Raw genomic sequence first — 15,840 nt, 5'->3', positions numbered from 1 at the left:
TCAGACCGGACTCGAGCGACCGGTCATTTCCCGCGCCATCTCGGTGGCGTAGCTGTCGGTCATGCCGGCGATGAAATCGATCATGCGCAGGAACGAGCGGTACAACGGCCAGTGAGGATCGGGTGCGTTATGGCCCAACAGGTCGAGAATGCGCCGATTCTTGAACGACGGCGTGCGTCCGCCGTGCTGTTCCAGCGCCGCGCCGCAGAAGGCATTGAGGAGAATTTCCAGCGTGGTGTAGGCGCCGATCTCGTGCAGCGTCTTGCGTTTGTCCTGAAAGATCTTTTCGCGGGCCATGGCCTTCGCAGCCTGCACGCAGTGCTTGGCAGGGCCGTGCATGTGCTCGACCAGATCGCCCTCCAAGCGGCCGGCAAGCAGGCTAGGCTGCTGTTCGACGAAGGCCTGGGCGGCCGAGTTGGTCAGGTGCTCGATGGCCTTGCCGCGCAGGATCGCCAGCTTGCGCCGCCGCGAATCCTGGGGGCCGAGCTGGCGATAGGTTTCCGGCAGGTCGTCGCCGACCAGGTCGAGCAGCAGCGATTCCACCTCGGCGTAGTCGAGCAACTCCATTTCCAGGCCGTCTTCGAGGTCGATCAGGCCGTAGCAGATGTCGTCCGCGGCCTCCATCAGGTAGACCAGTGGGTGCCGCGCCCAGCGCTGCTCTTCGAGCTGCGGCAGGCCGAGTTTGCCGGCGATCTGCTCGAGCAGCGGCAACTCGCTTTGGTAGCAGCCGAACTTGTGCTTTTTGTAGCCCAGCGCCTCGGCGTGCCGCGACGTCCAGGGGTATTTGAGGTAGGCGCCGAGGGTCGCGTAGGTCAGCCGTGTGCCACCATCGAACTGGTGATACTCCAGCTGGGTGAGAACGCGAAAGCCCTGGGCATTGCCTTCGAAGCTAAGAAAGTCGCCGCGCTCGGCATCGCTCATGGCATCCAGCCAGCCGCGCCCCGCGGCCTGCTGGAACCAGTGGCGGATGGCGTCCTCGCCGGAGTGGCCGAACGGCGGGTTGCCGATGTCGTGGGCCAGGCAGGAGGACTGCACCACCATGCCCAAATCGCTGGGCTCGCACCAGGTCGGCAGTTCGCTGCGCAGCATCTCGCCGACACGCATGCCCAGGGAGCGACCCACGCAGCTGACTTCCAGCGAATGAGTCAGGCGGGTATGGATGTGGTCGTTGCTGGACACCGGATGCACCTGGGTCTTGCGGCCCAGCCGGCGAAAGGCGCCGGAGAAGATGATCCGGTCGTGATCCTTGTGGAAGGGGCTGCGGCCCAGTTCATCGGCGCTGGGCGCCGGTTTGCCAAGACGTTCACGGGTGAGCAGGGTTTGCCAGTCCAAGCGTGCTTCCTTTACCGGATACGACGAGTCGGGCGCGTGCGGCCTTGCAAAGGCGGCGCATGCGCGAATGTCCGTTAGCTTCCCTGTTCGGTCCCGCAACTGCAAGGCCGCATCCACTAAAGTCCACTGGCGTCGATGTCGACCAGCAGCAGGCGGCTGCCGTTGTCGATGAACTGCCCGGCAGTCAGGCAGTACTGGTTAGTGGTGGCGTCGCGGTAGGTGTTGGAGAGGATCAAGCGGCGCTCTTCCCAGCCTTCGGCAAGCAATTGATAGAAGTAGGGGCGCCATGACCAGTTGTGGCCCAAGTAGCGATCGTCGGCCTGCCAGGCGCCGTCGCGCCATTCCAGGTTGGGGCTGATCTGCGTGCCGTGGCGGTCGCACTGATACAGGCGAATCAGCCAGGGGTAGGCGCCCGGCGTCACCGTCGGTGCAAGCCCATCGGGGCTGTGCTTGAGCTGGGTGAACAGCTCGGCGAGCTGGCGGCGCAGGGTCATCAGCTGCATGCGGTCGGCGAGTTTCTTGTGCACATAGGCGTCACGCAGGCGGGCGAAGCACTCGACGAATGCGCCACTGTCGAAGAATTCCAGCTCCGGCCTGGCGAACAGATAGCCCTGCACGTAGCGAGCGCCGCATTCCAGGGCGAAATGCAGTTCGGCTTCGGTCTCTACGCCCTCGGCGATGATCCAGCAGCCGGTCTTTTCCGCCATCATCGCCAGCGCCTTGACCACTTCGCCGCTGGGCCCGCCCCGGGCCGCTTCCTGAAACAGGCGCATGTCCAGTTTGAGGATGTCGGGGCGCAGTGCCAGCACACGGTCGAGTTGCGAGTAGCCGGCACCGAAATCGTCGATGGCGATACGCACGCCGGCCTCACGGTAGCGCGCGGCCACTGCGGCCAGGCGCTGGCTGGCGCCGCCCAGTTCGGTGATCTCGAACACCACGCGAGTGGGATCGACGCCACTGCTCGCCAGCTGCTTGAGGCTCGGCAGCGCCTGCTGTGGGCGCAGGCGACCAATCCAGCGTGGCGAAATGTTCACGCTCAGGAACCAGTCGGGTGGCGCATGACGAAAGCGCATGAACGCCTGCTCACGGATCGCTCGGTCCAGCCTGCGCAAGGCCGCGGCGGGCGTTTTCGGATCAGCGAACAGCGGCCCTGCAGAATGCAGACGGCCAACGGCGTCGCGCAATCGAGCCAGGGCCTCTATGCCGGCGATCTGTCCGGTAGCGGTATCGATGAAGGGTTGGAAGACGGCGATGGGTTGACCGTCGAGCACCGGGCACATCCTTAGTGAAAGGGCAGGTTAGCCAGGCGTTACCCAGGCTTTTTGTGCTCTTTCCTAGCAAGAAGGTGGCCAATTTCAGGCTTGATCGGATTTCTCTGCTGGCTTTTCGCTTTCATGACCAGGCGAGCGTTTGCGCAGGTCAGGGAACGCGGCGAGCGCCATGCGTAGCCAGCGTCGCCATTGGCCACCGCGCATGCCCAAGACGGTCAGAGCGAACACGCCTCCGGTGATCCAGATTGGTGCGTGGCTACCCTTGAGTTCCTGGCGCCAGTGATTACCCAGGTCCTTGGCCTTGCGCAGCGGCTCCAGCATGACCTGGGTTTCATAGCGGATTTCCTGGCGATGCATTTCCAGGCGCAGCCGCAACATGGTCTTGCGCAGTTCCTGCGTATTCTTGTCGCTCATGGCAGCAGTTGCTCGCGGTCGCGGGCCAGTTCTTCGAGGCTGGCGCTGAACGGTGCCGGGGCATTACGCATACGTTGTACCAGGCTCCAGCCGCAAAGCAGCAGGCCGGCTGCATAGAACAGGCAGAGCAGGGTGATGACCAGAATGCGGTGGGTGTCCCAGAAGCCAATCAGCAGCGCAGCCGACAGACCGATGATCAGCAGCAGGCCGAACAGGACGCAGAGGCCGGTCAGGATCAGCAGGGTGACGGTGCGCGCCTGCTGCTCCCGGAACTCTTCGCTGAACAGCGCGACATGGCCATGAACCAGCCCGAGCAGTGCACCGGCCAGGCGCCGTGGCGAGGGGGCGCGGCTGGGAGGTGCGGCTGTCTGGCTGTCATCCATGTGCTGTCCTGATCAACGTCGGCTAATGAGCATGCCGATCAGTATACCAATGCCAGCGGCAATGCCGATGGTCTGCCACGGATGGGTCTGCACATAGTCTTCGGTTGCACCCACGGCCGCGCGGCCGCGCTGAACCACGGTTTCTTCGGTGTTCTTCAGTGTGGTGCGAGCACGGCCCAGGCTGTCGCGGATCTGCGCGCGCAGCTCTTCGGCTTGATCGCCGACCAGGCTGGCCGAATGTTGCAGCAGGGTTTCGGTGTCACGTACCAGTGCCTGGAACTCTTCGAGCAGCTCTTCCTTGTTGGCTGGAGCTACGGGGCGCGAGGGGAGTGGGCGGGCCATTGATCAATCTCCTGTAGGTATGGGGCGGTGTAAGGGGTTCGAGTGGCCCGCCCCTGGCAGGTTCATTCTATCTGCCGGGATGGACGCGGAGACCGCCTCAGAGGGCACAGGCATTGCATTGGCGAACGGCGAGGCGGGCCGATATGCATGATTATGGTGCTCGGCGTCTTTCTTGGCATCTCTCTGGTGCCTTGTTAACTACTTGATAAACCAAGAATAAGTCTTGAAAAGGCGAGGCGACGGAGCGCCGTGATGCCGATCCGCTCCCAACGGGTGCGCAATGACGCGAGATGGCGTGCTTGTAAATGGTGCTTCTCGCTGGGCTGGTGTTCCTTTTTGGTGCTTTTTCGCTGCGGAGTCTGTGCTTCGATGGAAAACCTCGACAGTGCTGTGCAAACCCTGATTCACGGCTCGAATACCTTATTCATCCTGATCGGCGCCGTCATGGTCCTGGCCATGCATGCCGGCTTCGCCTTTCTGGAAGTCGGCACCGTACGGCAGAAGAATCAGGTCAATGCGCTATCCAAGATTCTTTCGGATTTCGCGATCTCGGCCGTCGCCTATTTCTTCGTGGGCTACTGGATAGCCTATGGGGTCAGCTTCCTGCATCCGGCCAGCGTTCTGGTCGAGGGTAACGGCTACGCGTTGGTGAAATTCTTCTTCCTGCTGACCTTTGCGGCAGCGATTCCCGCGATCATTTCCGGGGGCATCGCCGAGCGTGCGCGTTTCGGCCCGCAGTTGTGCGCCACCGCCCTGATCGTTGCGTTCGTCTACCCGTTCTTCGAAGGCATGATCTGGAACGGCAACTTCGGTTTCCAGGCCTGGCTGCAGACGACCTTCGGTGCACCGTTCCACGACTTCGCCGGCTCAGTGGTCGTTCATGGCGTCGGCGGCTGGCTGGCCTTCGCCGCGGTGGTGCTGCTGGGGCGCCGCGATGGCCGCTACCGCGACGGCCGCCTGGTGGCCATGGCGCCGTCGAGCATTCCCTTCCTGGCACTGGGTTCCTGGGTGCTGATCATCGGCTGGTTCGGCTTCAACGTGATGAGCGCACAGACCCTGGGCAGCATCAGCGGCCTGGTGGCCGTCAACACCTTGATGGCGATGGTGGGCGGCACCCTGGCCGCGCTGATCGTCGGCCGCAATGACCCGGGCTTCCTACACAACGGCCCGCTGGCCGGGCTGGTCGCCATCTGCGCCGGCTCCGACCTGATGCATCCGGTGGGCGCCCTGGCCACCGGCGCCATCGCCGGTGCGCTGTTTGTCTGGGCCTTCACCGCGACACAGGTTAAATGGAAGATAGATGACGTACTCGGCGTCTGGCCGCTGCACGGCCTGTGTGGCGTCTGGGGTGGTATCGCCTGCGGCATCTTCGGCCAGCCGCTGTGGGGCGGTCTGGGCGGCGTGAGCATCGCCAGCCAGTTGGTGGGTAGCCTGGCTGGCGTCGCCGTGGCGCTGCTTGGCGGCTTTGCGGTGTATGGATTGCTCAAGCAGGTGGTAGGCATTCGCCTGAGCCAGGAGCAGGAGTATTACGGCGCCGACCTGTCGATTCACAAGATTGGCTCGGTAAGCCAGGATTGATGCGCGAGCCGCCCGGTCGATTGGTTGACTGCTAGCCCTAAACTTTTGCCAAGGGCTGCCGTCAACCTTGGACATGCTCCCGTTTCGGTGACTTGCCATGGCTATCTCAATCCCGCTGTCGACCAACACGACAGGCCGCTCGCCACAACTCGGCGGTCAGCCCACCACCATTCGCAATGCGGCCGACGCCCAGGCAGCGCTGTCGAACCGTCTGGCTGAACGCCTCGGCCTGCCGCCGGGCTCGCTGACGGCAAAACAGGACGATTTCTCGCCGGAGAAGGTCGCCGATCGCGTGATGGGCTTCGTCGAGCAACGGCTCAAGAGCGAGGCGGCGTCTGGCGCCAGCCCCGAGAAATTGCAGCAGCTGCTCGACCAGGCGCGTTCCGGTGTGCAGAAAGGCTTCGACGAGGCGCGCAAGATCCTCGACGGCATGGGTGTGCTCAAGGACAAGATCGCCAGCGATATCGACGACACGTTCAAGCGCATTCAGCAAGGCTTCGCCGGCCTCGACAAGCTTTATGGCTCGGTGCCGAGTGCAGGCGAGGGCAACGGCGTGACGCCCACCTCCAGCGATCGCTTCGCCGCGGTAGCGGAAAGTTTCGAACTCAACATCACCACCCGCGATGGCGACCGCTTACGCGTATCGGTGGCTCAAGCATCTGCGGCCTGGTCACGTACCGAGGGCGCGAACAGCCAATCCGGCAGCCTGCAGATCGGCGGGTGGCAGGTGGAGGTTGAGGGTGAGCTGGATGATGAGGAAAAAGCCGCGCTCGGCAAACTTTTCAGCCAGGTGCAGGATCTGTCCAATTCTTTCTATTCTGGCGACATGGCTGGAGCCTTCGACCGCGCTATGGCGCTGGATATGGACAGCTCGCAGCTGGCCTCCATGTCGCTGCGGCTGACCCAGACCAGCGTGCGCCAAGCCACCGATACTTACGGCGCCGTATCGAATCAAGGTGGGCAGCCAGCCAGCGCAACCAACGGTGCGCTGACCGATTATGCCCAGGGCCTGCTCGACGCATTGCGTACGGCCAATGCCTGGGTCAGTGATGGCAAGGGATTATTGCAGGACCTGCTCAAGGGCGGCTTCTCGCTGGACGATCGCTTCGATGCCGGCCGGCTCGAGAAGGCCGAGCAGGTCAATGGTCGTCTGCTTGATGGCCTGCAGGGCTTGTTGAGTTCGACGCTGACACCGCAATCGGGCGAGGGTATCGAGAAAGCCTGATCCGGCATGGCAAAGTGCTAAACTGCGACTCTAGTTACCTTCGCAGGTTGCCTCAATCATGCTTCCCGAATGCCGGCTGCTCGGCACTCTCGGCTGTCATCTGTGTGATTACGCAGAGGCGGTCTTGATGCCGTTCGTGGAAAACGGCCTGTTGGTCGAATTGCTGGATATCGCCGACGAGCCTGGGTTAATGGAGCGCTATGCGCTGATCATCCCTGTTCTGCGCCGCATGGATACGGGCGCCGAGCTCCATTGGCCGTTCGAGGCGTCGCAGGTCGCCGCGTTTCTGCAGTGACAACTGCCATCTAGAGCAACGAGCCCGGCGCTTTAGAGTCAGGCCACTTTTTAAAGTTTTTGCATGGGGAATCACGGGTATGAACATGGTGCTCGGCGACGCGCTGTCGCTGCTGCTGTTTCGTCTGCACAATGGCCGCCTGTTGGGCATCAACCTGCTCAAGGTCAACGAGATCATTCCCTGTCCAGCATTGACTAAGATGCCCAGCCGTCATCCCCATGTACGCGGCGTCGCTACACTGCGTGGCTCGGCGCTGACGGTTATCGACCTGGCTCGTGCGATTGGCGAGCGCGGTGGCAGCGATGATGGTGATGGTTGCCTGATCGTCACCGAGTTGAGCCGCTCGCGGCAGGGCCTGCACGTGCACAGCGTCGAACGCATCGTGCAGTGTTCGACGCGCGATGTGCGTCCGCCCCCCTCGGGGGCCGGTTCTCGCGCCTTTATTACTGGGGTGACGCAGATTGACGGCTCAATCGTGCAGATTCTCGACATTGAGAAGGTGCTACATGAAATCGCCCCGGCGCCGCTGGAAGAGGTTAGTGAGGAATTGCTCACCCCAGCCGAGCGACAGCTTTTGCAGGGGCGCCGCGTGCTGGTCGTCGATGACTCTCAGGTGGCCATTCAGCAGACCCTGATGACCCTACGCAAGCTGGATCTCGATTGCGAGGCCGTACGCAGCGCGGCCAGTGCCCTCGACGTGCTTAGGAGCGCCCGCGAGGAGGGGCGACCTGTCGAGGTACTGGTCTCGGATATCGAAATGCCGGAAATGGACGGTTACGCCCTGGTTCAGCAAATCCGTAAGGACAGCCAGCTGGCCGATACCTACGTGTTACTGCACACCTCACTGGATAGCACCATGAACACCGAGAAGGCCCGCTCGGTAGGCGCCAACGACGTACTGACCAAATTCTCCAGTGTCGACCTCAGCCAGGCGCTGCTGCGCGCCTTTCAGCGCCTGAATGGCTGACGTTATTCGACGCGCTGCTCACCGGTGAACTGCAGGGTGATCTTGCAGCGCCGGCAGAAGTAGCGGCGCCCCTTGGACACCAGCGCGTGGCGCTGGGCGGAGAAAGGAAATTCGCCTTGCGGGCACTGGCAACGGTAGATGAAGCGGCTGACCTGGCGGCGCTTCACTTCATAGGTGTGGCAGCGGTGCGGCGGCAGTTCATAGACGCCGCGCATGATCAACTGCCACTCCTCGCCGTGGGGCTGGATGCTCAGGCCGAACAGCTGGTGGGCGATCAAGTGAGCCACTTCGTGGGCGACGGTCTGGCGCAGGAAGTCTTCCTGATTCTCGCGATACAGCTGCGGGTTGAAGCGCAGCTTGTTTTCGGTGAGATGGGCAACGCCAGCTTTTTGCCCGCGTAGCTTGAAGCTCACCTGCGGGCGGGCGAAGCGCCGCTTGAAGAAGGTTTCCGCCTGCTGGTAGCAGGCTTCGACGCGGGCGTGGATCTGATCGGGCATGACGGCTTCAGGGGCGGGTAACTGGAGCCGATTATGCCGCAGATCGGCGCCCGCTGCAGGGCCATGAGCCGAGCGGTAAGGCTCAGCGGTAGTAGCGCTGCAGCGTTTCCATGGCGCTGTTGATGCGCTGCAGGCGCTGCGTGCAACCGCCTCGGTCCGGGTGATGAAGGCTCACCAACTGCCGGTAGCGCTGGCGGATGACGCCCAGATCGAGCTCGCCAGCCTGCTCGTCGAACTCCAGCGCCGCCAGGGCCTGCTGCCGATCTTCGGCGCCGTGCAGGCGCACCCAGAAGACCCCGAGCATCTGCTCGACATCCTCGGCGCCGGTGTCGCGCAAATGGGTGAGGTCGAGGTAGTACTCGCGCAGCGGCTCCGGCTCGCTCAAGGCACTCTCTGCGGCCTGATAAGGCAGCAGGCGGATGCATAGCGGGCTGATCTGCAACGACGCGCGGCCCTCGGCGTGTAGTTCGTCGCGCAGACGGTACAGCGTGTGGAAGAGCAGGAAGTGGCTGCGAAACAGTTCCAGGGTGTCGCTGGGCAGGCGCTCATCACGACCCTCCCAGCGGCTCAGGCGTAGCATCAGTTCGTACTCGGAGAGCCCGTCGGGCGCGGCCTCCAGCAAATCGAGCAGCCGGCTGCCGGGTAAGGTTTCCTGGTTCATCGGCTCTCCTTGGTCGATGAGAAGGTGCGTTGCTGGCCGGTTTCGCCGGCAGGCCGACGGTTAGCCGTTTTGTAGCTGGGGTGCGCGTCGTTTTCTGGGTAAAATGTGCGGCTTCAGTACTTATAGCGGATTCTTGCGCGCCATGGGCACCCTCTCGGTCAATCAGAACAAGCTGCAAAAACGCCTGCGTCGTCAGGCCGGCGAGGCCATCGCCGACTTCAACATGATCGAGGAGGGTGATAAGGTCATGGTCTGTCTGTCCGGTGGCAAGGACAGCTATACCATGCTCGACATCCTGCTTTACCTGCAGAAGGTCGCGCCGATCAACTTCGAGATCGTCGCCGTGAACATGGACCAGAAGCAGCCGGGCTTCCCCGAGCACGTGCTGCCGGCGTACCTGGAATCCATCGGCGTGGCGTACCACATCGTCGAGAAGGATACCTATTCGGTGGTCAAGGAAAAGATTCCGGAAGGCAAGACCACCTGCTCTCTATGCTCGCGTCTGCGCCGTGGCACCTTGTATACCTTCGCCGATGAGATCGGTGCGACCAAGATGGCCCTGGGGCACCACCGCGACGACATCCTCGAGACCTTCTTTCTGAACATGTTCTACGGCGGCACGCTCAAGGCCATGCCACCCAAGCTGCGTGCCGACGATGGCCGCAACGTGGTGATTCGCCCGCTAGCATACTGCAGCGAGGCCGACATCGAGGCCTACAGCACGCTCAAGGAATTTCCGATCATCCCGTGCAACCTGTGCGGCTCCCAGGAGAACCTGCAGCGCCAGGTGGTCAAGGACATGTTGCAGGAGTGGGAACGCAAGTCGCCGGGGCGTACCGAGATCATGTTCCGCGCCTTGCAGAACGTGGTGCCTTCGCAGCTGGCCGACCGCAACCTGTTCGATTTCGCCAGTTTGAAGATTGACGAGCAGGCCACGCCGCGCTTTCTGAACGTGATGAACCTGTAATTTCGAGAGCTGACCCCAATCGATGCAAGACTACCGATGGATGCATGAGTACTGCGTTAACCGCTTCGGCTCGCTCGAGGCACTCGAGGCGCGCCTGCCGCAGCCGGTTTCGGACAAAAAGCTGCGTGCGCTGGGCAATGATCGTTACCTGTCGATCATGAGCCTGCGCATCTTCCGCGCTGGCCTCAAGCACAGCCTGGTCGACGCCAAATGGCCGGCCTTCGAGGAAGTGTTCTTCGGCTTCGATCCGGAAAAGGTCGTGCTGATGGGTGGCGAGCGCCTGGAGCGGCTGATGCAGGATGCGCGGCTGATTCGCCACCTGGGCAAGCTCAAGAGCGTGCCGCGCAATGCGCAGTTCATCCTCGACGTCGAACGTGGTGCGCTGAGCGGGCCTGCTGCTGCCGTGAAGGCCAGCACGCCGCAGCCAGGTTTCGCCTTTGGCGGGTTTATCGCCGATTGGCCGGTGACCGATGTCGTCGGTCTCTGGCACTGGCTGGCCAAGCAGGGCAGCCAGTTGGGCGGGCTTTCCGCACCGCGTTTCCTGCGCATGGTCGGCAAGGATACCTTCATCCCCAGCGATGACATGGTCGCCGCCCTCAAGGCCCAGAAGATCATCGACAAGGCGCCCAATAGCCAGCGCGACCGGGCGGCAGTGCAGGCCGCCTTCAATCAGTGGCATGCAGAAAGCGGCAGGCCGATGTGCCAGCTTTCGGTGATGCTGGCGCACACGGTCAATCATTGATGGCGGCGCAATTGCAGCGCCTGGTGACGGCGTTCATCGACGCGCAGCGCATCCTGATCATCACCGGGGCGGGAATATCGGCCGATTCCGGCTTGCCGACCTACCGCGGCATCGGCGGCCTTTACAACGAACATACCGATGACGGTGTGCCGATCGAAGTGGCGATGTCTGGCGACATGCTGCGCCGCGATCCGGCGCTGTGCTGGAAGTACCTGGCGCAGCTTGGCAGTGCCTGCCTGGGCGCCCAGCCCAATGCCGCCCACCGGGCGATTGCCGAGCTGCAGACGCTCAAGCCGGGTTGCTGGGTGCTGACCCAGAACATCGACGGCTATCATCGCCTGGCCGGCAGCCCCGCGGATCGGCTGATCGAGATTCACGGTGAATTGGCGCCCTTGTATTGCCAGGTTTGCCGGGAAGCCGACGAGCGGTTGGGCGAGCATCTGCAGCACCCCCTGCCGCCACGGTGCGTGGCCTGCGGCGGGGTGTTGCGGCCACCCGTGGTGCTGTTTGGCGAGCGGCTGCCGCCGATGGCCGTGGAGCGTCTATATGGGCAATTGCAGGAGGGCTTCGACCTGGTGATCAGTGTCGGAACCAGCGCCAGCTTTCCTTATATAGCCGAGCCGTTGCGACAGGCGCGCCGTTCGGGCAAGGTCACGGTCGAGGTCAATTTGTCGCACACGGAAGTCAGTGCACTGGTTGACTTCAGGCTGGAAGAACGGGCCTTAGATGTTTTTCCGGAACTACTGGGTCACATTGCTGATCATAAAATTTGCAAATGAACCCGTTCGCGGGCATAGTCGCGGCTGATCAATTTCCATGCCACGGTCGTGCCCATGCGCAAACGCTTCGCACCCCTCGTGCCTCTCGCACTCACAATGGTTCTCGCCGCCTGCGCTAACCATGCAACGCAATCTCAAATCGACACGCCTCAGGCCCAGGCTTCATTGCCTGCCAGGCCAGTGGTAGTTGCGCCGGCCGTCGAACAAAATGACTCCGGCGAAGACGATGTCGTTGCCGATTTCTCCAATGGTGCGCCTTACGAGTTGCCGCAACTGGCGGACAGTGTTCTGGAAAAGGGCATATCCCTGATCGGCACACGTTACCGTTTCGGCGGCACGTCGGTGAAAACCGGTTTCGATTGCAGCGGTTTCATCGGCTACCTGTTCCGCGAGGAGCTGGGTATGGAGCTGCCGCGCTCGACTCGCGAGATGATCAAAATCGATGCGCCACTGGTCGACCGCAAGGCGCTCAAGCCGGGTGATCTGGTGTTCTTCAGTACCGCCGGGCGTGGCCGCGTCAGCCATGCTGGCATCTACCTGGGTGATGATCAGTTCATCCATTCCTCCAGCCGCCGTAGCGGTGGCGTGCGCATCGACAGCCTGGATGACGGCTACTGGAAGCGTACGTTCATCGAAGCCAAGCGCGTTCTGGCGCTGGCGCCGACCGAGAATCTGGCCTCCCAGCATTGATCGATCGTCGCCCGATCAGGTCGGTCGAGCAACAATTTGAATGTTTTCAAGCGAATGCAGTGCAAAGCTAAAGCTTGCACTGCAGTTGCGAACGCGGCAGAGTAGGGCGCATTCAGGCTCCAGGATCGTCCGTCCATGACTGCCACCATCCGCATCGCCTTCCTCCTGCTTGCAGCACTGCTCAGTGCCTGTTCCGGTCGAGCACCCGCACCCACCCCGCAACCCGTTGTCGTAATGCCTGCGCCTGGTGCCTACCAGGGTGGCGCGGACGATGTGCTGTTTCGCGCTCTGGGGCTTGTGGGCACCCCATACCGCTACGGTGGCAACACGCCTGATGGCGGTTTCGATTGCAGCGGCCTGATCGGCTATGTGTACCGCGATGCAGCAGGCATCAAGCTGCCACGCTCGACCCGCGAGCTGATCAGCATGCGTGCGCCGACCATCGGCCGCGATTCTCTGCGCAGTGGTGATCTGGTGTTCTTCGCAACCAACGGTGGCCGGCAGGTCAGCCATGCCGGTATCTACGTCGGTGAGGGCCGCTTCGTGCATGCGCCGTCCTCGGGCGGCACCGTACGCCTGGACAGTCTAGGCAACAGTTATTGGCAGCGTACCTATATCGAGGCCAAGCGCGTTTTTCCGGTGGAGCTCGCCAGTCATCCCTGAGGCGTCGTCGCTCAGAGCAGCGCGCCATGGCCGACTCTCCGATTGACGCTTATGCCGTCAGTCCTTACCCTTTGCGACCTGCTTCAGGTGTCCCTGGTCTCGGTCAGGGGTGAAACTGGGAAGTCGGTGCGCTGCCTGCAAGCGAGCAATGCCGACGCTGCCCCCGCAACGGTAAACGAGCCCAACCATGCTTCTGGCCACTGCATCTTCGATGCGGGAAGGCGGCGTGGTTCGTCGTGTTCTCTGAACGCGGCACTCGTGAGCCCGGAGACCGGCCTGTCGCTTTTTCCTTAGGTTGCGCGGTGGGCGCGGCCGGTGCGCGGCCCCAGGGCCAGCCCTGCCTGCTCCTGCGTGATCGTTTTTATCGTCGGGCACCGATACGTGCTCGAACCGCGCGAGCTTGCTGGCGCCGAGGAGATCCCATGAGCGAATCGACCCCATCCCCCAGCCGCGAATCGGCCGAGCGCGACGCGCGCCACAACGCCCGCATGGCGCGCAAGAAAGCGCTGATGGACGAAAAGATCGCCCAGGCCCAGGACGAATACGGCTTGCTGCTGGTGCACAGCGGCAACGGCAAGGGCAAGAGCAGTTCGGCCTTCGGCATGGTTGCCCGCGCGCTCGGCCATGGCCTGAAGGTGGGCGTGGTGCAGTTCATCAAGGGCGGCATGGCCACCGGCGAGGAGCACTTCTTCCGTCGTTTTCCCGATGAAGTCAGCTACCACGTGATGGGCGAGGGCTACACCTGGGATACCCAGGATCGCCAGCGTGATATCGAGAAGGCACGCCTGGCCTGGGATGTAGCCAGGCAGCTGCTGAACGATCCGCAGATCGCTCTGGTGGTGCTGGACGAACTGAACATCGCCCTCAAGCACGGCTACCTGGACGTGGACGTGGTGCTGCGCGATATCGAGTCGCGCCCGGAGTTGCAGCACGTCGTGGTGACCGGTCGTGGCGCACCGCCGGCGCTGCTCGAAGCGGCCGACACGGTGACCGAAATGACCTTGGTCAAACATGCCTTCAAGGCCGGTGTGAAGGCGCAGAAGGGCGTGGAGTTTTGAGCACGATAGATGCGCTTTCCGCCGAGCCTGGGGCGCCACGGCAATGCCCGGCCCTGGTGATCGCCGCGCCGGCTTCGGGGCAGGGCAAGACCACCGTCACCGCTGCCCTGGCGCGCCTGCACACCCGGCAAGGCAAGCGCGTGCGGGTGTTCAAGTGTGGGCCGGACTTTCTCGATCCGATGATTCTTTCCCGCGCCAGCGGCAACCCGGTCTATCAGCTGGACTTGTGGATGGTCGGCGAAGCCGAGAGCCGCCGCCTGCTCTGGGAAGCCGCTGGCGAGGCCGATCTGATTCTGATCGAAGGCGTGATGGGGCTGTTCGACGGCTCGCCGTCGGCGGCTGACCTGGCGCGCCGTTTCGGTGTGCCGGTGCTCGGGGTGATCGATGGCTCGGCCATGGCCCAGACCTTCGGCGCCCTGGCCGTCGGCCTGGCCAACTACCAGCCTGACCTGCCGTTCTCAGGCGTTCTCGGCAATCGCGTCAATCCGGGTCGCCATAACGACCTGATCCGTGACAGCCTGCCGGCATCGATCCGCTGGTATGGCTCGCTGCCACGCAGTGCGGCCATCGAACTGCCTAGCCGGCACCTCGGTCTGGTGCAGGCTGGCGAGCTCGCCGACCTCGATACGCGCCTGGATACCGCGGCCGACGCCCTGGAGCAGACGGCGACGATCACGCTGCCGCCGCCGGTGACCTTCGCCGCGCCCTTGACCGAACCGTTGGCGCCGCTGCTCGCTGGCGTATGCATCGGGGTGGCCTTTGATGCTTCCTTCGCGTTCATCTACCAGGCCAACCTCGACCTGCTCGAGCAGATGGGCGCAACGCTGACGTTCTTCAGCCCGCTGGCCGACAAGGCACTGCCTGACGTGGACAGCCTCTACCTGCCAGGCGGCTACCCGGAGTTGCATCTGCAGGCGCTAGCCGCCAATCGGCCGATGATCGACGCGATCAAGGCGCATCAGCAGGCCGGCAAACCGCTGCTCGCCGAGTGCGGTGGCATGCTGTATCTGCTCGAGTCGCTGAGCGATGTCGCTGGCGAGCGCGCCGAACTGGCCGGTCTGCTGCCGGGAACTGCGCAGATGCAGAAGCGCCTGGTCGCCCTGGCCCTGCAGAGCGTCGAACTGCCTGAGGGCGTGCTGCGCGGGCACAGTTACCACCACTCGCGCCTGGACTCTGCGCTGCAGCCGCTGGCCCGTGGGGACTGCCCGAACGACAAGCCGGTTAGCGAGGCGGTGTTCCGACTTGAGCGCCTGACCGCGTCCTACATCCATTTCTACCTGCCTTCTAATCCGCCAGCCGCTGCGGCGTTGTTTCGTCCATGACCGCGCACGCCTTCAGCGCCGAGGAGCGCGCCGCGGTCTACCGCGCCATTGCCGAGCGCCGCGACATGCGCCATTTCAGCGGCGGCGAGGTCGCGCCCGACTTGCTCGCCCGCCTGCTCGAAGCGGCGCACCAGGCGCCCAGCGTCGGCCTGATGCAGCCGTGGCGTTTCATCCGCATCACCCGGCCGGCGCTGCGAGAAGACATCTACCAGTTGGTCGAGCGCGAACGCCAGCTGACTGCGGAGGCACTGGGCGAACGTTCGGACGAGTTCATGCGGCTGAAGGTCGAGGGCGTTCGCGATTGCGCCGAAGTGCTGGTGGCGGCCTTGATGGAAGGCCGCGAGGCCCATGTGTTCGGCCGGCGCACCTTGCCGGAAATGGACATGGCCTCGCTGTCCTGCGCGATCCAGAACCTGTGGCTGGCGGCCCGCGCCGAAGGCCTGGGCATGGGCTGGGTGTCGCTGTTCGACCCCGTCGCCCTGGCCGAGCTGCTGGGCATGCCGCCGGGCAGCAAGCCGGTCGCGGTGCTCTGCCTGGGGCCGGTGCAGGCCTTTTACCCGGCGCCGATGCTGGCCCAGGAAGGTTGGGCGCAGGTACGGCCGCTGCACGAGCTGCTGTTCGAGGATCGCTGGGATCACCATGAATAACGAGAGC

The 15,840-nt window shown here is 63.3% G+C and carries 19 protein-coding genes and 1 riboswitch; of the genes, 12 read left to right on the top strand and 7 right to left on the bottom strand.

All coding sequences use genetic code 11. The annotated features are described in order from the left end of the window. The 5 genes from PVA39_RS12945 to PVA39_RS12925 form a co-directional block, all read right to left on the bottom strand. Window positions 1–1,332, bottom strand: coding sequence for a deoxyguanosinetriphosphate triphosphohydrolase (locus tag PVA39_RS12945; protein ID WP_274124396.1), 1,332 nt, complete (start codon window positions 1,330–1,332; stop codon window positions 1–3). A gap of 116 nt (window positions 1,333–1,448) precedes the next feature. Next, window positions 1,449–2,603: an EAL domain-containing protein gene (locus PVA39_RS12940; protein WP_274124395.1), complete on the bottom strand. Its 1,155-nt coding sequence runs from the start codon at window positions 2,601–2,603 to the stop codon at window positions 1,449–1,451. A gap of 84 nt (window positions 2,604–2,687) precedes the next feature. Further along, a complete protein-coding gene (locus tag PVA39_RS12935; protein ID WP_274124394.1) occupies window positions 2,688–3,017 on the bottom strand; it encodes a hypothetical protein in 330 nt (109 codons plus the stop codon). Beyond that, on the bottom strand, window positions 3,014–3,400 hold the full coding sequence (locus PVA39_RS12930) for a phage holin family protein (protein WP_274124393.1): 387 nt from the start codon (window positions 3,398–3,400) through the stop codon (window positions 3,014–3,016). The genes PVA39_RS12935 and PVA39_RS12930 overlap by 4 nt, the downstream gene beginning before the upstream one ends. A 12-nt stretch (window positions 3,401–3,412) precedes the next feature. Beyond that, a complete protein-coding gene (locus PVA39_RS12925; RefSeq protein ID WP_075930724.1) occupies window positions 3,413–3,742 on the bottom strand; it encodes a DUF883 family protein in 330 nt (109 codons plus the stop codon). 369 nt (window positions 3,743–4,111) lie between these two features. Here PVA39_RS12925 and PVA39_RS12920 point away from each other — a divergent pair, with 369 nt between their 5' ends. The 4 genes from PVA39_RS12920 (at window position 4,112) to PVA39_RS12905 (ending at window position 7,807) form a co-directional block, all read left to right on the top strand. Further along, window positions 4,112–5,320 carry an ammonium transporter gene (locus tag PVA39_RS12920; protein WP_274124392.1) on the top strand — a complete coding sequence of 403 codons (1,209 nt, stop codon included), beginning with the start codon at window positions 4,112–4,114 and terminating at the stop codon, window positions 5,318–5,320. Between the two features lie 97 nt (window positions 5,321–5,417). Then, on the top strand, window positions 5,418–6,545 hold the full coding sequence (locus tag PVA39_RS12915) for a DUF5610 domain-containing protein (protein WP_274124391.1): 1,128 nt from the start codon (window positions 5,418–5,420) through the stop codon (window positions 6,543–6,545). Between the two features lie 58 nt (window positions 6,546–6,603). After that, entirely contained in the window at window positions 6,604–6,840 is a 237-nt protein-coding gene (locus tag PVA39_RS12910) for a glutaredoxin family protein (RefSeq protein WP_093503326.1), read from the top strand. Between the two features lie 79 nt (window positions 6,841–6,919). Continuing rightward, the gene (locus PVA39_RS12905) at window positions 6,920–7,807 is read left to right on the top strand and encodes a chemotaxis protein CheV (protein WP_093503328.1); all 888 of its coding nucleotides are present in this window, start codon (window positions 6,920–6,922) and stop codon (window positions 7,805–7,807) included. A 2-nt stretch (window positions 7,808–7,809) separates the two neighbouring features. Here the strand turns inward: PVA39_RS12905 and PVA39_RS12900 are convergent, their stop codons facing one another. After that, on the bottom strand, window positions 7,810–8,304 hold the full coding sequence (locus tag PVA39_RS12900) for a SprT family zinc-dependent metalloprotease (RefSeq protein WP_274124390.1): 495 nt from the start codon (window positions 8,302–8,304) through the stop codon (window positions 7,810–7,812). Window positions 8,305–8,386: 82 nt separating this feature from the next. Continuing rightward, on the bottom strand, window positions 8,387–8,965 hold the full coding sequence (locus tag PVA39_RS12895) for a DNA-J related domain-containing protein (protein ID WP_274124389.1): 579 nt from the start codon (window positions 8,963–8,965) through the stop codon (window positions 8,387–8,389). Window positions 8,966–9,107: 142 nt separating this feature from the next. Between PVA39_RS12895 and ttcA the strand changes: the two genes are divergently transcribed. From ttcA to bluB, 8 genes are all read left to right on the top strand, one after another. Next, window positions 9,108–9,932, top strand: coding sequence for a tRNA 2-thiocytidine(32) synthetase TtcA (gene ttcA, locus PVA39_RS12890; protein WP_274124388.1), 825 nt, complete (start codon window positions 9,108–9,110; stop codon window positions 9,930–9,932). A gap of 22 nt (window positions 9,933–9,954) precedes the next feature. After that, entirely contained in the window at window positions 9,955–10,674 is a 720-nt protein-coding gene (locus tag PVA39_RS12885; RefSeq protein WP_274124387.1) for a DNA-3-methyladenine glycosylase I, read from the top strand. Beyond that, window positions 10,674–11,453, top strand: a complete 780-nt coding sequence (locus PVA39_RS12880; protein ID WP_274124386.1) for an NAD-dependent deacylase — start codon at window positions 10,674–10,676, stop codon at window positions 11,451–11,453. The genes PVA39_RS12885 and PVA39_RS12880 overlap by 1 nt, the downstream gene beginning before the upstream one ends. Before the next feature lie 54 nt (window positions 11,454–11,507). Further along, complete coding sequence (locus tag PVA39_RS12875; protein ID WP_093503340.1) at window positions 11,508–12,143, top strand: C40 family peptidase; 636 nt, start codon at window positions 11,508–11,510, stop codon at window positions 12,141–12,143. Between the two features lie 135 nt (window positions 12,144–12,278). Beyond that, a complete protein-coding gene (locus PVA39_RS12870) occupies window positions 12,279–12,806 on the top strand; it encodes a C40 family peptidase (RefSeq protein ID WP_274124385.1) in 528 nt (175 codons plus the stop codon). A gap of 68 nt (window positions 12,807–12,874) precedes the next feature. Continuing rightward, window positions 12,875–13,100: riboswitch (cobalamin riboswitch) on the top strand. Between the two features lie 128 nt (window positions 13,101–13,228). Further along, window positions 13,229–13,864: a cob(I)yrinic acid a,c-diamide adenosyltransferase gene (cobO, locus tag PVA39_RS12865; protein WP_274124384.1), complete on the top strand. Its 636-nt coding sequence runs from the start codon at window positions 13,229–13,231 to the stop codon at window positions 13,862–13,864. Between the two features lie 5 nt (window positions 13,865–13,869). Continuing rightward, window positions 13,870–15,186, top strand: coding sequence for a cobyrinate a,c-diamide synthase (locus tag PVA39_RS12860; RefSeq protein WP_274124984.1), 1,317 nt, complete (start codon window positions 13,870–13,872; stop codon window positions 15,184–15,186). Next, complete coding sequence (gene bluB, locus PVA39_RS12855; protein WP_274124383.1) at window positions 15,183–15,833, top strand: 5,6-dimethylbenzimidazole synthase; 651 nt, start codon at window positions 15,183–15,185, stop codon at window positions 15,831–15,833. Before PVA39_RS12860 ends, bluB begins: the two co-directional genes overlap by 4 nt. The last annotated feature ends 7 nt before the right edge of the window (window positions 15,834–15,840 follow it).

Origin of the sequence: Pseudomonas sp. CNPSo 3701 (assembly GCF_028674975.1) — a bacterium.
Taxonomy (GTDB): domain Bacteria; phylum Pseudomonadota; class Gammaproteobacteria; order Pseudomonadales; family Pseudomonadaceae; genus Aquipseudomonas; species Aquipseudomonas straminea.
This window is presented reverse-complemented; position numbering and strand designations above follow the sequence as displayed.